The organism is Pseudomonas sp. AF03-9 (assembly GCF_020515815.1).
Lineage (GTDB): Bacteria > Pseudomonadota > Gammaproteobacteria > Pseudomonadales > Pseudomonadaceae > Aquipseudomonas.
In genome coordinates, this window is sequence record NZ_JAHPJF010000019.1 from 55,607 (window position 1) to 68,846 (window position 13,240).

At 61.9% G+C, this 13,240-nt stretch carries 18 protein-coding genes; 11 read left to right on the forward strand and 7 right to left on the reverse strand.

Annotated features, from left to right (window positions below; all coding sequences use genetic code 11):
- Positions 1 to 69 precede the first annotated feature (69 nt).
- Positions 70 to 1,119: an AbrB family transcriptional regulator gene (locus LIY36_RS22410; RefSeq protein WP_226457201.1), complete on the forward strand. Its 1,050-nt coding sequence runs from the start codon at positions 70 to 72 to the stop codon at positions 1,117 to 1,119.
- 93 nt (positions 1,120 to 1,212) lie between these two features.
- A complete protein-coding gene (locus tag LIY36_RS22415; protein WP_226457202.1) occupies positions 1,213 to 1,473 on the forward strand; it encodes a hypothetical protein in 261 nt (86 codons plus the stop codon).
- Between the two features lie 277 nt (positions 1,474 to 1,750).
- On the opposite strand, the gene LIY36_RS22420 is transcribed toward LIY36_RS22415, so the two are convergent.
- The gene (locus tag LIY36_RS22420; RefSeq protein ID WP_192299723.1) at positions 1,751 to 2,695 is read right to left on the reverse strand and encodes a GGDEF domain-containing protein; all 945 of its coding nucleotides are present in this window, start codon (positions 2,693 to 2,695) and stop codon (positions 1,751 to 1,753) included.
- A 243-nt stretch (positions 2,696 to 2,938) separates the two neighbouring features.
- On the opposite strand from LIY36_RS22420, the gene LIY36_RS22425 reads away from it, so the two are divergent.
- The gene (locus LIY36_RS22425; protein WP_226457203.1) at positions 2,939 to 3,187 is read left to right on the forward strand and encodes a DUF1652 domain-containing protein; all 249 of its coding nucleotides are present in this window, start codon (positions 2,939 to 2,941) and stop codon (positions 3,185 to 3,187) included.
- Here the strand turns inward: LIY36_RS22425 and LIY36_RS22430 are convergent.
- On the reverse strand, positions 3,184 to 3,324 hold the full coding sequence (locus LIY36_RS22430) for a hypothetical protein (protein ID WP_226457204.1): 141 nt from the start codon (positions 3,322 to 3,324) through the stop codon (positions 3,184 to 3,186). The two genes, LIY36_RS22425 and LIY36_RS22430, sit on opposite strands and share 4 nt — an antisense overlap.
- Positions 3,325 to 3,549: 225 nt before the next feature.
- Here LIY36_RS22430 and LIY36_RS22435 point away from each other — a divergent pair, with 225 nt between their 5' ends.
- The 4 genes from LIY36_RS22435 to LIY36_RS22450 are packed head-to-tail and all read left to right on the forward strand — an operon-like array spanning position 3,550 to position 5,363.
- Entirely contained in the window at positions 3,550 to 3,861 is a 312-nt protein-coding gene (locus LIY36_RS22435) for a YXWGXW repeat-containing protein (RefSeq protein ID WP_226457205.1), read from the forward strand.
- Between the two features lie 37 nt (positions 3,862 to 3,898).
- The gene (locus LIY36_RS22440) at positions 3,899 to 4,477 is read left to right on the forward strand and encodes an RNA polymerase sigma factor (RefSeq protein WP_226457206.1); all 579 of its coding nucleotides are present in this window, start codon (positions 3,899 to 3,901) and stop codon (positions 4,475 to 4,477) included.
- Entirely contained in the window at positions 4,474 to 4,905 is a 432-nt protein-coding gene (locus LIY36_RS22445) for a hypothetical protein (protein ID WP_192299719.1), read from the forward strand. The genes LIY36_RS22440 and LIY36_RS22445 overlap by 4 nt, the downstream gene beginning before the upstream one ends.
- The gene (locus LIY36_RS22450) at positions 4,902 to 5,363 is read left to right on the forward strand and encodes a periplasmic heavy metal sensor (RefSeq protein WP_226457207.1); all 462 of its coding nucleotides are present in this window, start codon (positions 4,902 to 4,904) and stop codon (positions 5,361 to 5,363) included. The genes LIY36_RS22445 and LIY36_RS22450 overlap by 4 nt, the downstream gene beginning before the upstream one ends.
- Before the next feature lie 3 nt (positions 5,364 to 5,366).
- On the opposite strand, the gene LIY36_RS22455 is transcribed toward LIY36_RS22450, so the two are convergent.
- Positions 5,367 to 5,729 (reverse strand): NUDIX hydrolase, encoded by a 363-nt coding sequence (locus tag LIY36_RS22455; protein WP_226457208.1) that lies wholly within the window; start codon positions 5,727 to 5,729, stop codon positions 5,367 to 5,369.
- Between the two features lie 127 nt (positions 5,730 to 5,856).
- Here LIY36_RS22455 and LIY36_RS22460 point away from each other — a divergent pair, with 127 nt between their 5' ends.
- Entirely contained in the window at positions 5,857 to 6,837 is a 981-nt protein-coding gene (locus LIY36_RS22460) for a Gfo/Idh/MocA family protein (RefSeq protein ID WP_226457209.1), read from the forward strand.
- Positions 6,838 to 6,873: 36 nt separating this feature from the next.
- On the forward strand, positions 6,874 to 7,503 hold the full coding sequence (locus LIY36_RS22465) for a ribonuclease T2 (RefSeq protein WP_226457210.1): 630 nt from the start codon (positions 6,874 to 6,876) through the stop codon (positions 7,501 to 7,503).
- A 22-nt stretch (positions 7,504 to 7,525) separates the two neighbouring features.
- Here the strand turns inward: LIY36_RS22465 and LIY36_RS22470 are convergent, their stop codons facing one another.
- Positions 7,526 to 8,224, reverse strand: a complete 699-nt coding sequence (locus tag LIY36_RS22470; protein ID WP_226457211.1) for an SDR family oxidoreductase — start codon at positions 8,222 to 8,224, stop codon at positions 7,526 to 7,528.
- A 106-nt stretch (positions 8,225 to 8,330) separates the two neighbouring features.
- Between LIY36_RS22470 and LIY36_RS22475 the strand changes: the two genes are divergently transcribed.
- Both LIY36_RS22475 and LIY36_RS22480 read left to right on the forward strand, forming a co-directional pair.
- Positions 8,331 to 8,765 (forward strand): winged helix-turn-helix transcriptional regulator, encoded by a 435-nt coding sequence (locus LIY36_RS22475; RefSeq protein ID WP_226457212.1) that lies wholly within the window; start codon positions 8,331 to 8,333, stop codon positions 8,763 to 8,765.
- 88 nt (positions 8,766 to 8,853) lie between these two features.
- Positions 8,854 to 9,441, forward strand: coding sequence for a LysE family translocator (locus tag LIY36_RS22480; RefSeq protein ID WP_192299714.1), 588 nt, complete (start codon positions 8,854 to 8,856; stop codon positions 9,439 to 9,441).
- On the opposite strand, the gene LIY36_RS22485 is transcribed toward LIY36_RS22480, so the two are convergent.
- The 3 genes from LIY36_RS22485 to LIY36_RS22495 form a co-directional block, all read right to left on the reverse strand.
- Positions 9,383 to 10,258, reverse strand: coding sequence for an AraC family transcriptional regulator (locus tag LIY36_RS22485; RefSeq protein ID WP_192299713.1), 876 nt, complete (start codon positions 10,256 to 10,258; stop codon positions 9,383 to 9,385). The genes LIY36_RS22480 and LIY36_RS22485 overlap by 59 nt on opposite strands.
- 359 nt (positions 10,259 to 10,617) lie before the next feature.
- On the reverse strand, positions 10,618 to 12,219 hold the full coding sequence (locus LIY36_RS22490; RefSeq protein WP_192299712.1) for an ABC transporter ATP-binding protein: 1,602 nt from the start codon (positions 12,217 to 12,219) through the stop codon (positions 10,618 to 10,620).
- A gap of 1 nt (position 12,220) precedes the next feature.
- Positions 12,221 to 13,240 (reverse strand): ABC transporter permease, encoded by a 1,020-nt coding sequence (locus tag LIY36_RS22495; RefSeq protein ID WP_192299711.1) that lies wholly within the window; start codon positions 13,238 to 13,240, stop codon positions 12,221 to 12,223.

The following is a 13,240-nucleotide window of genomic DNA, read 5'->3' on the forward strand; positions in this document are numbered from 1 at the left end:
AATGGATATTTTTTGTGATGAGCGCGAGTCTATAACCTGTCGGCACACTTCTCCATGCCGGATCTCAACATGACCTTCAACCTTCGCCAGTATTGGCTTGTCACCCTGATCGCGGGCACCTTGGGCGGCAGTTTTGCGCAGTGGCTCGGCTGGCCGCTGCCCTGGGTGATAGGTGCTTTGCTGGCTGTGCTGATCGGCCGCTGCGGCGGCGCGAGGATGGCGCAAATTCCCCATGGGCGCCAAGCGGGCCAGTTGATTGTCGCGGTGGCGATTGGCTGTTATTTCACGCTGCCGGTGATGCAGCAGGTGGCGGCGCACCTGGGGCTGATTGTCACGGCGGTGCTGTTGACGCTGGTGCTGGCATTGGGCTCGGTGTGGCTGCTGAACCGCTCTGGCGTCGCCTTCGGCACGGCGTTCTTCGCGCTGATGCCGGCCAACTCTACGGAGATGGTTCACCTCGGTCGTCAGCGCCAGGCGGACACCAGCTTTATCGCCGCCGCCCATAGTCTAAGGCTGCTGCTGATCCTGCTGGCCGTGCCTGCGCTGGCCAGCCTTGGCCTGGCTCATCCTGTGATGGCTGCGCCATTGCCGGTGATCTGGCCCTGGTTGATCTTTCTGCTGGCTATGAGCCTGTTGGCCGCTATCGGCTTCAAGCGCTGCAACCTGCCCAACCCTTGGACATTCGGTCCGTTCCTGATCTGTGCGGTGGGGGTAGGGTGTAACAATTTGTCGATGAGCATGCCCGGTTGGCTCAGTGGTGTCGGCCAGTTGCTGATCGGGTGTGCGCTGGGCGCCGCCTTCGAGCGGGATTTTTTCCGCCGCGCACCGGGGTTTCTCGTCAAGGTGCTAGCGTTGTTGATTGGCTCGCTGGTTGCGACCGCAGCCGCCGCGTGGGCGTTGGGCACGTGGCTGCAGATGCCATGGTTGTCGCTGGCCCTGGGCATGATGCCCGGCAGCGCACCGGAGATGAGCCTGACCGCTGAGGCGCTGGGGCTGGCGGTTACATTGGTGACGGCGATGCAGGTGATCCGAATGCTGCTGATCCAGGCCGCGTGCCTGCCGGTGTATCGGCTGTTGAAGGGGCATGCAAGCGCCAACGAAAAGCCTGTGTCTGTGTAAGACCGGCGCTTTACAAAACCACGACAATTGCTGTGTTTCTATTTGCATACAATTGCACGCTTCGTCGCAGATAGAACAGGTCGTCACGGGGCCATGTACCAGCCAGAGCCTTCATCGCCAGACAGCTTGCGCCACTATGCGGTCGGCGTGCTGTGTGTCGCGGTGCTGTTGGGCGGCTACTTTATGCATATCAACGCCAGCGCCGATCGCCATCGGGCCGAGGCGGCCGAGCGTCTGCTGCTTTGTCGGCAAATGGAGCGAGTCGCCAGCGCGACGATGACCGACGCTATGAAACTGGGCGACAGTTGCAGGCAATTGGGTGCACAAGCGCCAGAGAGTGTCACCGCGCCTTAGTTAATAACCATTTTTTATAAGGGGGAATATAGGTCGCAAGTATCACGCTTACTTGCACCAAAAAGTGGCATTTGTATGTCGGCCGCCTTAAAAAATGTGTGGTTATTGAATGACTTACGACTGTTTTAATCCGACGAAAGGATTAAAACAGTCTTGTTACAGCTTTTTACAATCGCTACTATAGTCGGGCGTTCACCTCCCACGGTTTATGCATTTTTAAATCCCAAGTTTCCATCAGCTACTTGGGATTTTTTTTGCCCGCGATTTGACCTCGGCGTCAAACTTCAATATCGGCGAACTCTGCGCGCATCCGTCCATTGTGTTTGGCCTTGTAGAGTAATTTGTCGACCTGCTCGACAAACCCCAGCATCGAACTGGCAGGCCTGACGATATGAGTGCCAACCCCGAGGCTCAAGGTCAGCAGCCTGGACACCGGCGAAAACCCGTGTTCGATCTGGCGTTGACGCATCAGGTGCAGGCAGCGTTGCGCCACCAGCCTGGCCGAGGTTGCATCGGTCTCCGGCAACAGCCACACAAACTCTTCACCGCCGATCCGTGCGATGAAATCCCGTGGACGGTTGGCCGCCTGCGCCAGTGTATTGGCCACCTGGCGCAGGCATTCGTCACCCTTGATATGGCCGTAGTGGTCGTTGTACTGCTTGAAAAAGTCGATATCGAGAATGATCAACGACAGCGGCAACTGGCTGCGTTGGGCGCTGGTCCATTCGCGTTCGAGCACGGTATCGAACATCCGGCGGTTGGCGATGCCGGTGAGGCCGTCCTGGAAGGAGTATTCCTCCAATTGCTTTTGCAGGCGGATCAGGTGTTCCTCGGTCTTCTTGCGCTCACTGATGTCGAACATGAACCCGATCAGCGCCTCCACTTCGCCATCCTTGCGCACCACATGCACCACATCGCGGATCCACACATAGTCGCCGTTCACCGTCAGCGCACGGTAATCGGCCTCGTGGTCTACGCCGGCGCGCGATTGCGACACGCAAAAATTCACTACGTACTCGCGATCGTCCGGGTGCATGCGCGCGACCCAGTCATCCACACTGACCCAGCTTTGCGGCGTCCAGCCCAGCAGTGTTTCGATCTGCGGACCGATGTAGCTGAAGGTCATGCTCTGCCAGTCGATCCGCCAAGGGATCGCCTTGGTCGATTCCAGCAGGGTTTTGTAAACGTCGCTGTCGGGCGGGCTCGGGGGATCGATGCTCATGATCGGCTGCTCGGGGAGTGGCATAAAGCCAGAGCGTCTGGTGATCGCGGGTGGGAGTCAAGTTTTCGTCAGGGCAACAGACGAGAGGTCACGTGCTGGCTTTCTGGCGCCGGCCCGCCAGCGCTTGGCGGGAAAATATGAGACGTGGCTGGCACTTTGAAGCAATTGCCTGGCGCTGCCGAAAAGCTCATCTACGCTTGCGCCATCGAACAGCAGGGTAGAACCCAGGGAAGGGGGCTTATCATGATCTCAATCGCCGACTTCAATCGCATCATGGCTTCAGGCTTTGTACCGCTTTCCTGTGAGTGCACCCTCAATAGCGATGGCTCGCTGCGCATCAGCGTGTTCGAGCCGGTCTCCGGTCGCGTCGAGTTGCTGCTGACCTGCGTGTCCCCCGAAGGTCTGGACAGCATCCGTTCCATCTCAAACCTTATCGGTGAGCTGCGCACTGAACTCAAGGCCGGGCGCCGCGGTTTTGCGGCGGTGGGTTAGCTGTTGACGCTGGCGGTGGTGGTCGACACCGCGCCGTAATAGCGCCAGCAGCAATGCCGGTGCTCGGGCACGATCACGCAGCCGCTCAGGCTTGCGATCAATAGGGCGGCAACGAGCATGTAAAGGCGACGGGACATGGCATTTCCTCTTGGTGTGGGGTGCGTCATCTATTGAACGTCGCCACCGGCACACATCCGTCGCACACCTTTCAAACATTTCATCCAGCGTTGCCGGCCCGTGGGCAATACTTCCTCTTACGCACTGTGCGGAAAAAACCTGCGTGTCCTGCGACGGATTCTGCAGCACGTGCCGTTCAACCCATCAGCAGCGGACATTTTCGTTCGTCACCTGAAGGAGTTGCCATGAGCACACTGGCCCGATTGCGTTATGCCTTGCTGATCCCGCTGACGTTCGCCGCGTTTGTCAGCACCCCGACGTTTGCCCAGACCGAGATCATCATTCGCCAGGCGCCGCCGGTGGAGCGGGTCGAGGTGATTCCCGCCGGGCGCCCCGGTTATGCCTGGGACCGTGGCCACTGGCGATGGGAACGCGGCGCCTACGCCTGGGTACCGGGCCACTGGCAGCCGGTGATGCGCAACGCACGTTGGCAGCCAGGGCATTGGGAATCCCGCGGGCCGAACTGGGTCTGGCGTGAAGGACGTTGGATGCGTTGAAACCTGCCACTTAGCCTGCGGACCGAGAATTACCCGATTGAAAGACACTGATCCGGACGTAGAGCTGCTGGCGCGTATCGGCAACAACGAACCTGCGGCCGTCAACGAAATGGTGACGCGCAAACTCCCGCGTTTGCTCGCGCTCGCCAGCCGGATCCTGGGGGATGCCGACGAGGCCAAGGACGTGGCCCAGGAGAGTTTCCTGCGGATCTGGCGCCAGGCAGCCAACTGGCGAGTGGGCGAAGCGCGGTTCGACACGTGGTTGCACCGGGTAGCGCTGAACCTGTGCCGGGACCGCTTGCGCCGGCGCAAGGAGCGCCCGCTGGACGCGGATGAGGCGCTGGAACTGGCCGACAGCGCCCCGTCGCCGGAGGAGCAACTCGAAGCCGCCGACCGCAGCACGCAGATGGCCGCCGCGTTGGCCGCGCTGCCCGAGCGTCAGCGCGAAGCGATTGTGTTGCAGTATTACCAGGAGCTGTCGAACATCGACGCCGCCGCGCTGATGAACATCAGCGTCGAGGCACTGGAGAGCCTGCTGTCACGGGCTCGCCGTCAGTTGCGCAATAGACTTGCCGACACACCAGGGCTTGCCCGCCCAGGAAGGGAAAAACCATGACGCCCGAACGATTCGCCCACTTGGCCGACGCCTACGGCGCCAGCCTGCACCGCTGGCCGCTCGCTGAACGAACGGCCGCCCAGGCCCTGCTCGACAGTGGCAACGCCCACGCCCGCGCAGTGTTGCGTGAAGCCAGCTGGCTCGACGGGCAGTTGGATGCCCATCAACTGGCACCTGCCGATCCGGCGCTGGCGCGGCAGATCCGCCGATCCGCACCGCCACGGGCGTCATTGCTGTCGCGTTACGCCAACTGGTGGTCATCCGCCAGCCTGGTGGGCGCGGGTATCGCGGGCATCGTCGCCGGCGTGCTCGTGGCATCGATGAGCGTGCCGCTGCCGATGCTGTCCTCGGAGGTGCTGCCCAGCGTGTTCGATCAGGGCGATGCTGAAGTGGTGTTTTCCGTCAACGCCGAGGAAGCCGAGCAATGACCTCAAAGTCGCTTAAACCGTGGTTGCTGGTCTCGGTGTTGCTCAACGTGTTTTTGCTCGGTGGGGTGGGCGGTGGCCTCTACCATTGGATCGCCATGGCCAAACCTGCCGAGGCCGTGGTCAACCAGCATGGGTTGCGCCAGGCGATGTTCAAGCTGCCGCCGGAGCGTCGCAGGGAGCTGCGTCAACTGTTGCGGCACAACCGCGCCGACAGCCAGCCGTTGATCATGGCCGGTCGCGAAGCACGGCTGGGGGTGATCCAGCAACTGCAAGCGCCGACGTTGGACCGCGAGAGGCTGGTGAGTGAGTTGGCCAAGGCGCGTGAGGCCGATGCGGCATTGCGGGCGTTGGTGGATGCCACGCTGGCTGAGTTCGCGGGCAATTTGCCCCAGGACGAGCGGCAGAAACTGGTGGAAGCACTGTATTCGCGAGGGCAGGCCAAAGCCAAACAGAAATGAAGACTACAGGCGTCGCAAGAAGGATTTGACGATATGGCGGGTGGCGTCGGTGGTGTCCAGTTGATCCATCGCGGCATAGGCGTGCCAGAGGCAATCGACTATTTCATTACAAGGTTTTGCATCGGCGACGTTGACTACCGAGGCCTCGAACACATGATGCAGGGTGTCGCGGGCCTTGAGTTCCTGTAAGTACAGCAACCCGTCCACGTTCAAGCCGGTCTCTTCTTCCAGCTCCCGCGCGGCTGCGCCGACCGGGCGCTCGCCACGTTCGACCTTGCCGCCAGGCAGTGCCCATTTTGATCTGGCCTTGCGCACGAAGAGGATATGCCCCTCGTGTTCGCAAATGACCGTTGCGCGAATTTTCATCGTCTGTGCCCCCGCAGGTGGATGATTGTCATAAAAGTGTAATGCAATTGTCATGCTAAGTGCGGCTGGCGTGGGCCTCGGGGTATGTGGATACTGCGCCCTTGATGAAAACGGACGAGGAAAACAGATGAACACCGTGCGGTGGGGCATGATCGGTTGCGGCAGTGTCACTGAGTTAAAGAGTGGACCCGCTTTCTACAAAGCGCCAGGTTCGGCCTTGGTGGCCGTGATGGGGCGCCGTGAAGCGGCGGTGCGCGATTATGCAACACGCCACGGCATTGCGCGTTTTTATACCGACGCCCAGGCGCTGATCGACGACCCCGAGGTGGACGCGGTGTACATCGCCACGCCGCCTGCCAGCCACCTTGAATACAGCCTGATGGTGGCGGCGGCCGGCAAGCACTGCTGCGTCGAGAAGCCCATGTCGATGAATGCCGAGCAGAGCGAGTTGATGCAGCGCACGTTCGAGCGCGCCGGGTTGCATCTGTTTGTGTCGTACTACCGCCGCTCCTTGCCGCGTTTCCAGCAGATACGCGATTGGCTGCAAGCAGGACGCATCGGCGAGTTGCGTCACCTCACCTGGACCCTGTGCAAGCCGCAGGCCGTTGCGGACGCCCACGCCGACAACTGGCGCACCGACCCGGCGATTGCCGGTGGCGGCTACTTTGCCGACCTGGCCAGCCATGGCTTCGACCTGTTCCAGTACCTGGCTGGCGACATCATCGAAGTGGCCGGTTTTACCTCGCGCCAGGCCGGCCGTTATGCCGCGGAGGATGCGGTGACCGCCAGCTGGCGTTTTGCCTCGGGCGCATTGGGCATGGGCTGCTGGAATTTTGTCGCGGACCGACGTGAAGATCGTGTCGTGTTGATCGGCAGTCAGGGGCGTATCGAGTTCTCGGTGTTCGATGACCAACCCTTGCGGCTTGAGGGGGATACGTGCGAGGTCCTGGAGGTGCCGTGCCACGCACATATCCAGTGGCACCACGTGCTGGCCATGAACGCGCATATCCGTGGTGAGGCGCTGCATCCATCGTTGGCGATCGAGGCATTGAAAACCGACCGGATCCTGGACGCGGTGCTACAACGCAACCCCCATCACCCTGGGTAAGCACGATAGGGTTTATTTTTTCAAGGAAGCACACCGATGAAATACTGGATGCTGTTGTGGTTGGCCCTCGCCACAAGCGCAGGCGCGGCTGCGCGTAGCCAAGGCACGCCTGGGGAGTTTGATTTTTATGTGTTATCGCTGTCGTGGTCGCCGACGTTTTGCCTGACCCACCCGGACAACGAGCAGTGTTCGGGCAAAGGCTACGGCTTTGTGTTGCATGGTTTGTGGCCGCAGTACGCGCGGGGCGGCTGGCCGGCGTCGTGTGCGCCGCAGTCGCGCTTGAGCCGCGAGGAATTGGACAAGGGCGCGGCGTTGTTTCCCACACGAGCGCTGCTCAAGCACGAATGGGCCAAGCATGGCACCTGTTCCGGGCTTGAGCCGCTGGACTACCTGGCCAAGACCGACCAGGCGCTGGGCGTGGTGGTGATTCCGCCGCAATTGCAACCGTTCAACACGCCACCGGCGTTGCCGGCCCGCGAGATCGAGGCGTTGTTTCGCGAGAGCAACCCGCGCCTGGGCAACCATGGCCTGGCGGTGATCTGCAAGGGCAAGGTGTTGTCGGAAGTGCGCGTGTGCCTGACCAAGGATCTGGCGTTCGCCGGTTGCCCGCGCAGCGTCAAAAGCCAATGCCGCGACGGCGACATCCGCATTCCGGCGCAGCGCTAAGGCAACCCGCACATTCCGTTGATCAATGGTTGAGATACACCGGGCTGTCCGTGGACAGCGACGCCTTCACCCCGTGGCTGGTGTCGCTGACCAGCACTTCTTCACGGCCTTCGGCCAGTGCTTGCAGCGTGAGGGCGACCACTTCCTGGGGCGTGCTCTTGGGGGCCTGCACGTCGGCGACCATGTCGGTGTCGATGTAGGCGGGGTGCACGCCGATGACCAGGGTGCCCTGTTCGCGCAACTCGCCGCGCAGGCCGTTGGTCAGGCCCCACTGGGCGGATTTTGAGGTGCTATAGCCCCCGGCGCCCGGTGGGCTCAGCCAGCTCAATACCGAGAGCACATTGATCAGCGCGCCGCCGCCCTGGCGGGCCAGGATCGGTGCGAACGCCCGGCTCACGCGCAGGGTGCCGAAGGTGTTCACGTCAAAATGCTGTTGCAGGTTTTCGACGCTGTCGTCGGCCAGCAGCGAGCCGTACTTGAGAAAGCCCGCATTGTTGACCACCACGCTCACATCGGTGCACTGCGCGGCAGCCCGTTGCACACTGGCGGCATCGGTGATGTCGAGGGCAATCGGCGTGCTGCCGGGGATGTCGACGCTGGCGGGATCACGCGCACCGGCGTAGACCTTGGCCGCACCCGCTGCCAGCAACGCGGTGACGAACGCTTTGCCCAGGCCACGATTGGCGCCGGTGACCAGTACCACTTTTCCACGAATGTCCATGCTGAACTCCACGCTGCAAAATAGGTTTAATGATGAAACCGTTTTTATCCTGCGGCTATCGGTCCTATAATGCAACCATATTTTTCAACTGGCTGGAGGCCTGACCATGAAACGCAAATGCCTGGAAGGCGACTGCTGCCCGGTGGCCCGTGCCCTTGACGTGGTGGGCGACTGGTGGACGCTGCTGATCATCCGCGACGCGTTTGCCGGCGTGACGCGCTTCGGTGATTTCCAGAAACACCTGGGCGTAGCAAAAAATATCCTCGCCGCCCGGCTCAAGGAGATGGTTGAGCAGGGCCTGTTGCAGCTCAACGAAGTCGGCGCGCGCAACGAGTACCAACTCACCGACAAGGGGCGCGCGCTGATGCCGGTGCTGGTGACGCTGGCGCAATGGGGTGAGGCCCACACTCAGCCGCAACTGCTCGGCACGCGGCTGCTGGATGCGCATTCGCTCAAGCCGCTGCGCAAGGTCGAGATCGTGTCTGAGGACGGCCGCGTGCTGGGTGTTGACGACGTCGTCACCCAAGCGCCTGCGCCGTAACGCCCCGAGGGGCATTTTGTTCAATACCTGGCGCGTGCCGCCCTTTACCGTGACGTCATCCTCACCGTCACAGAAAAAGGGAATTGCAATGAGCTTGATCATTTCCATGGCCGCCTTCGCCCTGGCCACCTCCATCACACCGGGCCCGGTCAACGTGGTGGCCCTCAGCTCCGGTGCGCGCTTTGGCTTTGCCGCCAGCCAGAAGCATGTATTCGGCGCCGCCGCAGGGTTTACCTTGTTGCTGGTGTTGATCGGCCTGGGTTTGCACGAAGTGCTGGTGCGCTGGCCGTTGCTGACCCAGTTGATCCAGTGGGGCGGGGTGGTTTTCTTGCTGTGGATGGCTTGGAAACTGGCGTGCGACGATGGCCGCCTGCAAGCCGATAACGCCGCCACCGCGCCGTCGATGCTGTACGGCGCCATTATGCAATGGCTCAACCCCAAGGCCTGGCTGGCCTGCGTGGCGGGGATGGGGTTGTTTGTGGCGGATGGCGACGCCGCTCAAGTGTGGCTGTTTGCTGCGCTGTACCTGGTGATCTGCTACCTGTCGGTGGCCTGCTGGGCGTATGCCGGGACCTTTTTGCGGCGCTACCTGGGCAACCCGCAGGGCGTGCGCGTGTTCAACCGTTCAATGGCCGCGTTGCTGGTGGCCAGTGTGGGTTATTTGCTGATGGCTTGAGCACATCGCGGTATTGCCCCGGCGTCGCCGCAAAATGCTGTTTGAACGCCCGCTGGAAATGCGCCTGGTCGGCGAAACCTGCGGCCAGGGCCACATCGGCGATCAGTTCGCCCTGACGCAGTTGCGTGCGGGCGAACTGGATACGTTGGTTGATCAGGAACGCATGGGGCGTCAACCCGTAATACTGCTTGAACGCACGGATCAGATAGGACGGCGACAGTTCGGCGGCCAGGCAGATGTCTTCCAGTTTCAAGGCGCAGGTGCAGTGCGCGCGGATGTACTCGGCGGCGCGCTCCAGCTTGTGGTTGACCTCGCGCAACGGTGCGTCGGACGGGTTCAGGCGCTGCTGCACCTCAGTGAAGAAACCCACCAGCGCGCTTTGCTTGTGCAGGTGCTCGGCCTGGGTATCCACCAGGACCCGGTACAGCTCCAACAGCCCAGCGTAGAGCGCTTCATCGCGCACGTAGGGGATGTCGAACGGCCGGTAGCCCTGGTCGGTGCTGAAGCCCAGTTGGTGCTGCAATTCGGTCAGCCAGGGCGTATCGATGTACAGCATCTGATAGGACCAGGCCTCGTTACGGATCGGATTGCACGCGTGCACATCGCCAGGGTTCATCAGTACCACCGTACCGGCGCTGATCTCGAAGGTGTCCGTGCCGTAGTGGTAATAGCTGCGCCCGCTGGTGATCGCGCCGATGGAAAAATGCTCATGAGCGTGCCGCGCGTAGGTGACCTTGCGCCCGTCGGCGATGGTGCGCGCTTCGATAAACGCCAGCGCAGGGTCACGCCAGAAGTGCGGGGCGGTGGAAGGGGTCATGGCGGGCATTCCCTGGCGAGGAACCGAATAGGCGGACCGGCAGCGTTATACAAAATCGCGCAATGTTCAAGGCTTCAAGATTGCGCGAGTGTCATCCGGTGCAGGTCGTCGGCCCTGGGGTATTGGCTTCAGGTCAGAAGTCCCATTTGGTCGCCCGTTGCAGGCTGCGGGGCTCGCCATAGAAACCCGTGCCGAATCGCCGCCGTTGAGGCTGTCGTTCAGGTTGGGCACGGTCAAATGTGGGAGCGGGCTTGCCCGCGATGGCGTCCTGTCAGTGCCGAATCTGTCGAATGACACACTGCAATCGCGGGCAAGCCCGCTCCCACACAAGCCAACTGCCAAATGTTGAACCGTACGGGTCAGGCCGGTACGAGGAAGGCGGCTTCCAGCAACTGTCGGGTGTAGGGGTGTTGCGGGTCGGCGAAGATTGCCTTTGCATCGCCTTGCTCCACCACCTGGCCTTGTTTCACCACCATCAACTGATGACTCAATGCTTTCACCACCGCCAGATCATGGCTGATAAACAGGTAGGTCAGGTTGTACTTGGCCTGCAAGCTGCGCAACAGTTCCACTACCTGGCGTTGCACCGTGCGGTCCAGCGCCGAGGTGGGTTCGTCCAGCAGGATCAACCGTGGCTTGAGCACCAGGGCGCGGGCGATGGCGATGCGTTGGCGCTGGCCGCCGGAGAACTCGTGGGGATAGCGATGCCGGGATTCCGGGTCCAGCCCGACCTCCTTGAGCGCCGCGATAATCGCCGCTTCCTGCTCGGCCGGCGTGCCCATCTTGTGAATGCGCAGGCCCTCACCGACGATCTCGCTCACGCACATACGCGGGCTCAAGCTGCCGAACGGGTCCTGGAACACCACCTGCATTTCCCGGCGTAGCGGGCGTACCTGCTGTTGGGTGAGTGAGTCCAGTTGCTGGCCTTCGAAGCGAATGCCGCCCTTGCTGGCGATCAGCCGGAGGATCGCCAGGCCAAGGGTGGATTTCCCCGAGCCGCTTTCGCCAACGATGCCCAGGGTTTGCCCTTGGGGCAGGCTGAAGTTGATGCCATCCACCGCCTTGACGTAATCCACGGTGCTGCGCAGAAAGCCTTTCTTGATCGGGAACCACACCTTGAGGTCATTCACTTCCAGCAGGGGTGGGCCGACCACATTGGTGGCCGGGCCGCCACTTGGTTCAGCCGCCAGCAATTCCTGGGTGTAGGGATGCCGGGGCGACTGGAACAGCGTTTCGCACTCGGCCTGTTCAACGATGCAACCCTTTTGCATCACGCACACGCGGTGGGCAATCCGCCGTACCAGGTTGAGGTCGTGGCTGATCAGCAGCAAGGCCATGCCCAGGCGGGCCTGCAACTCCTTGAGCAATTCCAGGATTTTCAACTGCACCGTCACATCCAGCGCAGTGGTCGGTTCATCGGCGATCAACAGCTCCGGCTCGTTGGCCAGCGCCATGGCAATCATCACCCGCTGGCGCTGGCCGCCGGACAGCTCGTGGGGCAGGGCCTTGAGGCGCTTGTGCGGTTCGGGGATGCCGACCAGCTCGAGCAACTCCAGGGTGCGCTGGGTGGCGACCTTGCCTTGCAGGCCCTTGTGCAGGCCGAGCACTTCGTTGATCTGCTTCTCGATCGAGTGCAGCGGGTTCAACGAGGTCATCGGCTCCTGGAAGATCATCGCGATGCGGTTGCCGCGAATATGCCGCAGGGATTTTTCCTTCAGGGTCAGCAGGTCTTGCCCCGCATACCCAATGGTGCCAGACGGATGCCGCGCCAGCGGGTAGGGCAGCAAGCGCAGGATCGAGTGGGCGGTCACCGATTTGCCGGAGCCGCTTTCGCCGACCAGGGCCAGGGTTTCGCCGCGCTTGATGTCGAAGCTGACGTTGTTCACCACGCAGTGAGCGTGTTCGCCGGTGACGAACTCGACGCTGAGGTCGCGGATTTCGATCAGATTGTCCTGATTCATCTCATTTCCTCGGGTCGAAGGCATCGCGAGCGGACTCGCCGATAAACACCAGCAAACTCAACATGATCGCCAGCACGGCGAACGCGCTCATGCCCAGCCACGGCGCTTGCAGGTTGGATTTGCCCTGGGCCACCAGCTCGCCCAGGGACGGCGAACCGGCCGGCAAGCCGAAGCCGAGAAAGTCCAGCGCAGTCAGGGTGCCGATGGCGCCGGTGAGGATGAACGGCATGAAGGTCATGGTCGAGACCATTGCGTTGGGCAGGATATGGCGGAACATGATCGCGCCGTTCTGCATGCCCAGCGCCCTGGCTGCCCGCACGTATTCAAGGTTGCGCCCGCGCAGGAACTCGGCACGTACCACGTCCACCAGGCTCATCCAGGAGAACAGCAGCATGATCCCCAGCAGCCACCAGAAGTTGGGCTGCACAAAACTGGCGAGAATGATCAGCAGGTACAGCACCGGCAGCCCCGACCAGATCTCCAGGAAACGCTGCCCGGCCAGGTCGACCCAGCCACCGTAAAAGCCCTGCAAGGCCCCGGCGATCACGCCGATGATCGAGCTGAGGATGGTCAGCGTCAGGGCGAACAGCACCGACACGCGGAAGCCGTAGATCACCCGCGCCAGCACATCGCGGCCCTGGTCATCGGTGCCCAGCAGGTTGACGCTGGATGGCGGCGCCGGCGCGGGCACTTTCAGGTCGTAGTTGATGCTCTGGTAGCTGAACGGGATCGGCGCCCACAAGGTCCAGGCGTCCTTGGCCTTGAGCAGCTCCCGGATGTACGGGCTCTTGTAGTTGGCTTCCAGGGGGAACTCGCCACCAAAGGTCGTCTCCGGGTAGCGCTTGAGCGCGGGGAAGTACCAGCCGCCGTCGAAGTGCACCGCCAGCGGCTTGTCGTTGGCGATCAGTTCCGCGCCCAGGCTCAGTACGAACAGGATCAGGAACAGCCACAGCGACCACCAGCCACGCTTGTTGGCCTTGAATCGTTCGAACCGGCGGCGATTGAGGGGGGATAGGTTCAT

What these genes read in the sequence shown, in the direction of transcription:
- LIY36_RS22410 (WP_226457201.1), top strand. Translation starts at nt 70, where the DNA reads ATGACCTTCAACCTTCGCCAGTATTGGCTTGTCACCCTGATCGCGGGC.
- LIY36_RS22415 (WP_226457202.1), top strand. Translation starts at nt 1,213, where the DNA reads ATGTACCAGCCAGAGCCTTCATCGCCAGACAGCTTGCGCCACTATGCG.
- LIY36_RS22420 (WP_192299723.1), bottom strand. Translation starts at nt 2,695, where the DNA reads ATGAGCATCGATCCCCCGAGCCCGCCCGACAGCGACGTTTACAAAACC.
- LIY36_RS22425 (WP_226457203.1), top strand. Translation starts at nt 2,939, where the DNA reads ATGATCTCAATCGCCGACTTCAATCGCATCATGGCTTCAGGCTTTGTA.
- LIY36_RS22430 (WP_226457204.1), bottom strand. Translation starts at nt 3,324, where the DNA reads ATGTCCCGTCGCCTTTACATGCTCGTTGCCGCCCTATTGATCGCAAGC.
- LIY36_RS22435 (WP_226457205.1), top strand. Translation starts at nt 3,550, where the DNA reads ATGAGCACACTGGCCCGATTGCGTTATGCCTTGCTGATCCCGCTGACG.
- LIY36_RS22445 (WP_192299719.1), top strand. Translation starts at nt 4,474, where the DNA reads ATGACGCCCGAACGATTCGCCCACTTGGCCGACGCCTACGGCGCCAGC.
- LIY36_RS22450 (WP_226457207.1), top strand. Translation starts at nt 4,902, where the DNA reads ATGACCTCAAAGTCGCTTAAACCGTGGTTGCTGGTCTCGGTGTTGCTC.
- LIY36_RS22455 (WP_226457208.1), bottom strand. Translation starts at nt 5,729, where the DNA reads ATGAAAATTCGCGCAACGGTCATTTGCGAACACGAGGGGCATATCCTC.
- LIY36_RS22460 (WP_226457209.1), top strand. Translation starts at nt 5,857, where the DNA reads ATGAACACCGTGCGGTGGGGCATGATCGGTTGCGGCAGTGTCACTGAG.
- LIY36_RS22465 (WP_226457210.1), top strand. Translation starts at nt 6,874, where the DNA reads ATGAAATACTGGATGCTGTTGTGGTTGGCCCTCGCCACAAGCGCAGGC.
- LIY36_RS22470 (WP_226457211.1), bottom strand. Translation starts at nt 8,224, where the DNA reads ATGGACATTCGTGGAAAAGTGGTACTGGTCACCGGCGCCAATCGTGGC.
- LIY36_RS22475 (WP_226457212.1), top strand. Translation starts at nt 8,331, where the DNA reads ATGAAACGCAAATGCCTGGAAGGCGACTGCTGCCCGGTGGCCCGTGCC.
- LIY36_RS22480 (WP_192299714.1), top strand. Translation starts at nt 8,854, where the DNA reads ATGAGCTTGATCATTTCCATGGCCGCCTTCGCCCTGGCCACCTCCATC.
- LIY36_RS22485 (WP_192299713.1), bottom strand. Translation starts at nt 10,258, where the DNA reads ATGACCCCTTCCACCGCCCCGCACTTCTGGCGTGACCCTGCGCTGGCG.
- LIY36_RS22490 (WP_192299712.1), bottom strand. Translation starts at nt 12,219, where the DNA reads ATGAATCAGGACAATCTGATCGAAATCCGCGACCTCAGCGTCGAGTTC.
- LIY36_RS22495 (WP_192299711.1), bottom strand. Translation starts at nt 13,240, where the DNA reads ATGAACCTATCCCCCCTCAATCGCCGCCGGTTCGAACGATTCAAGGCC.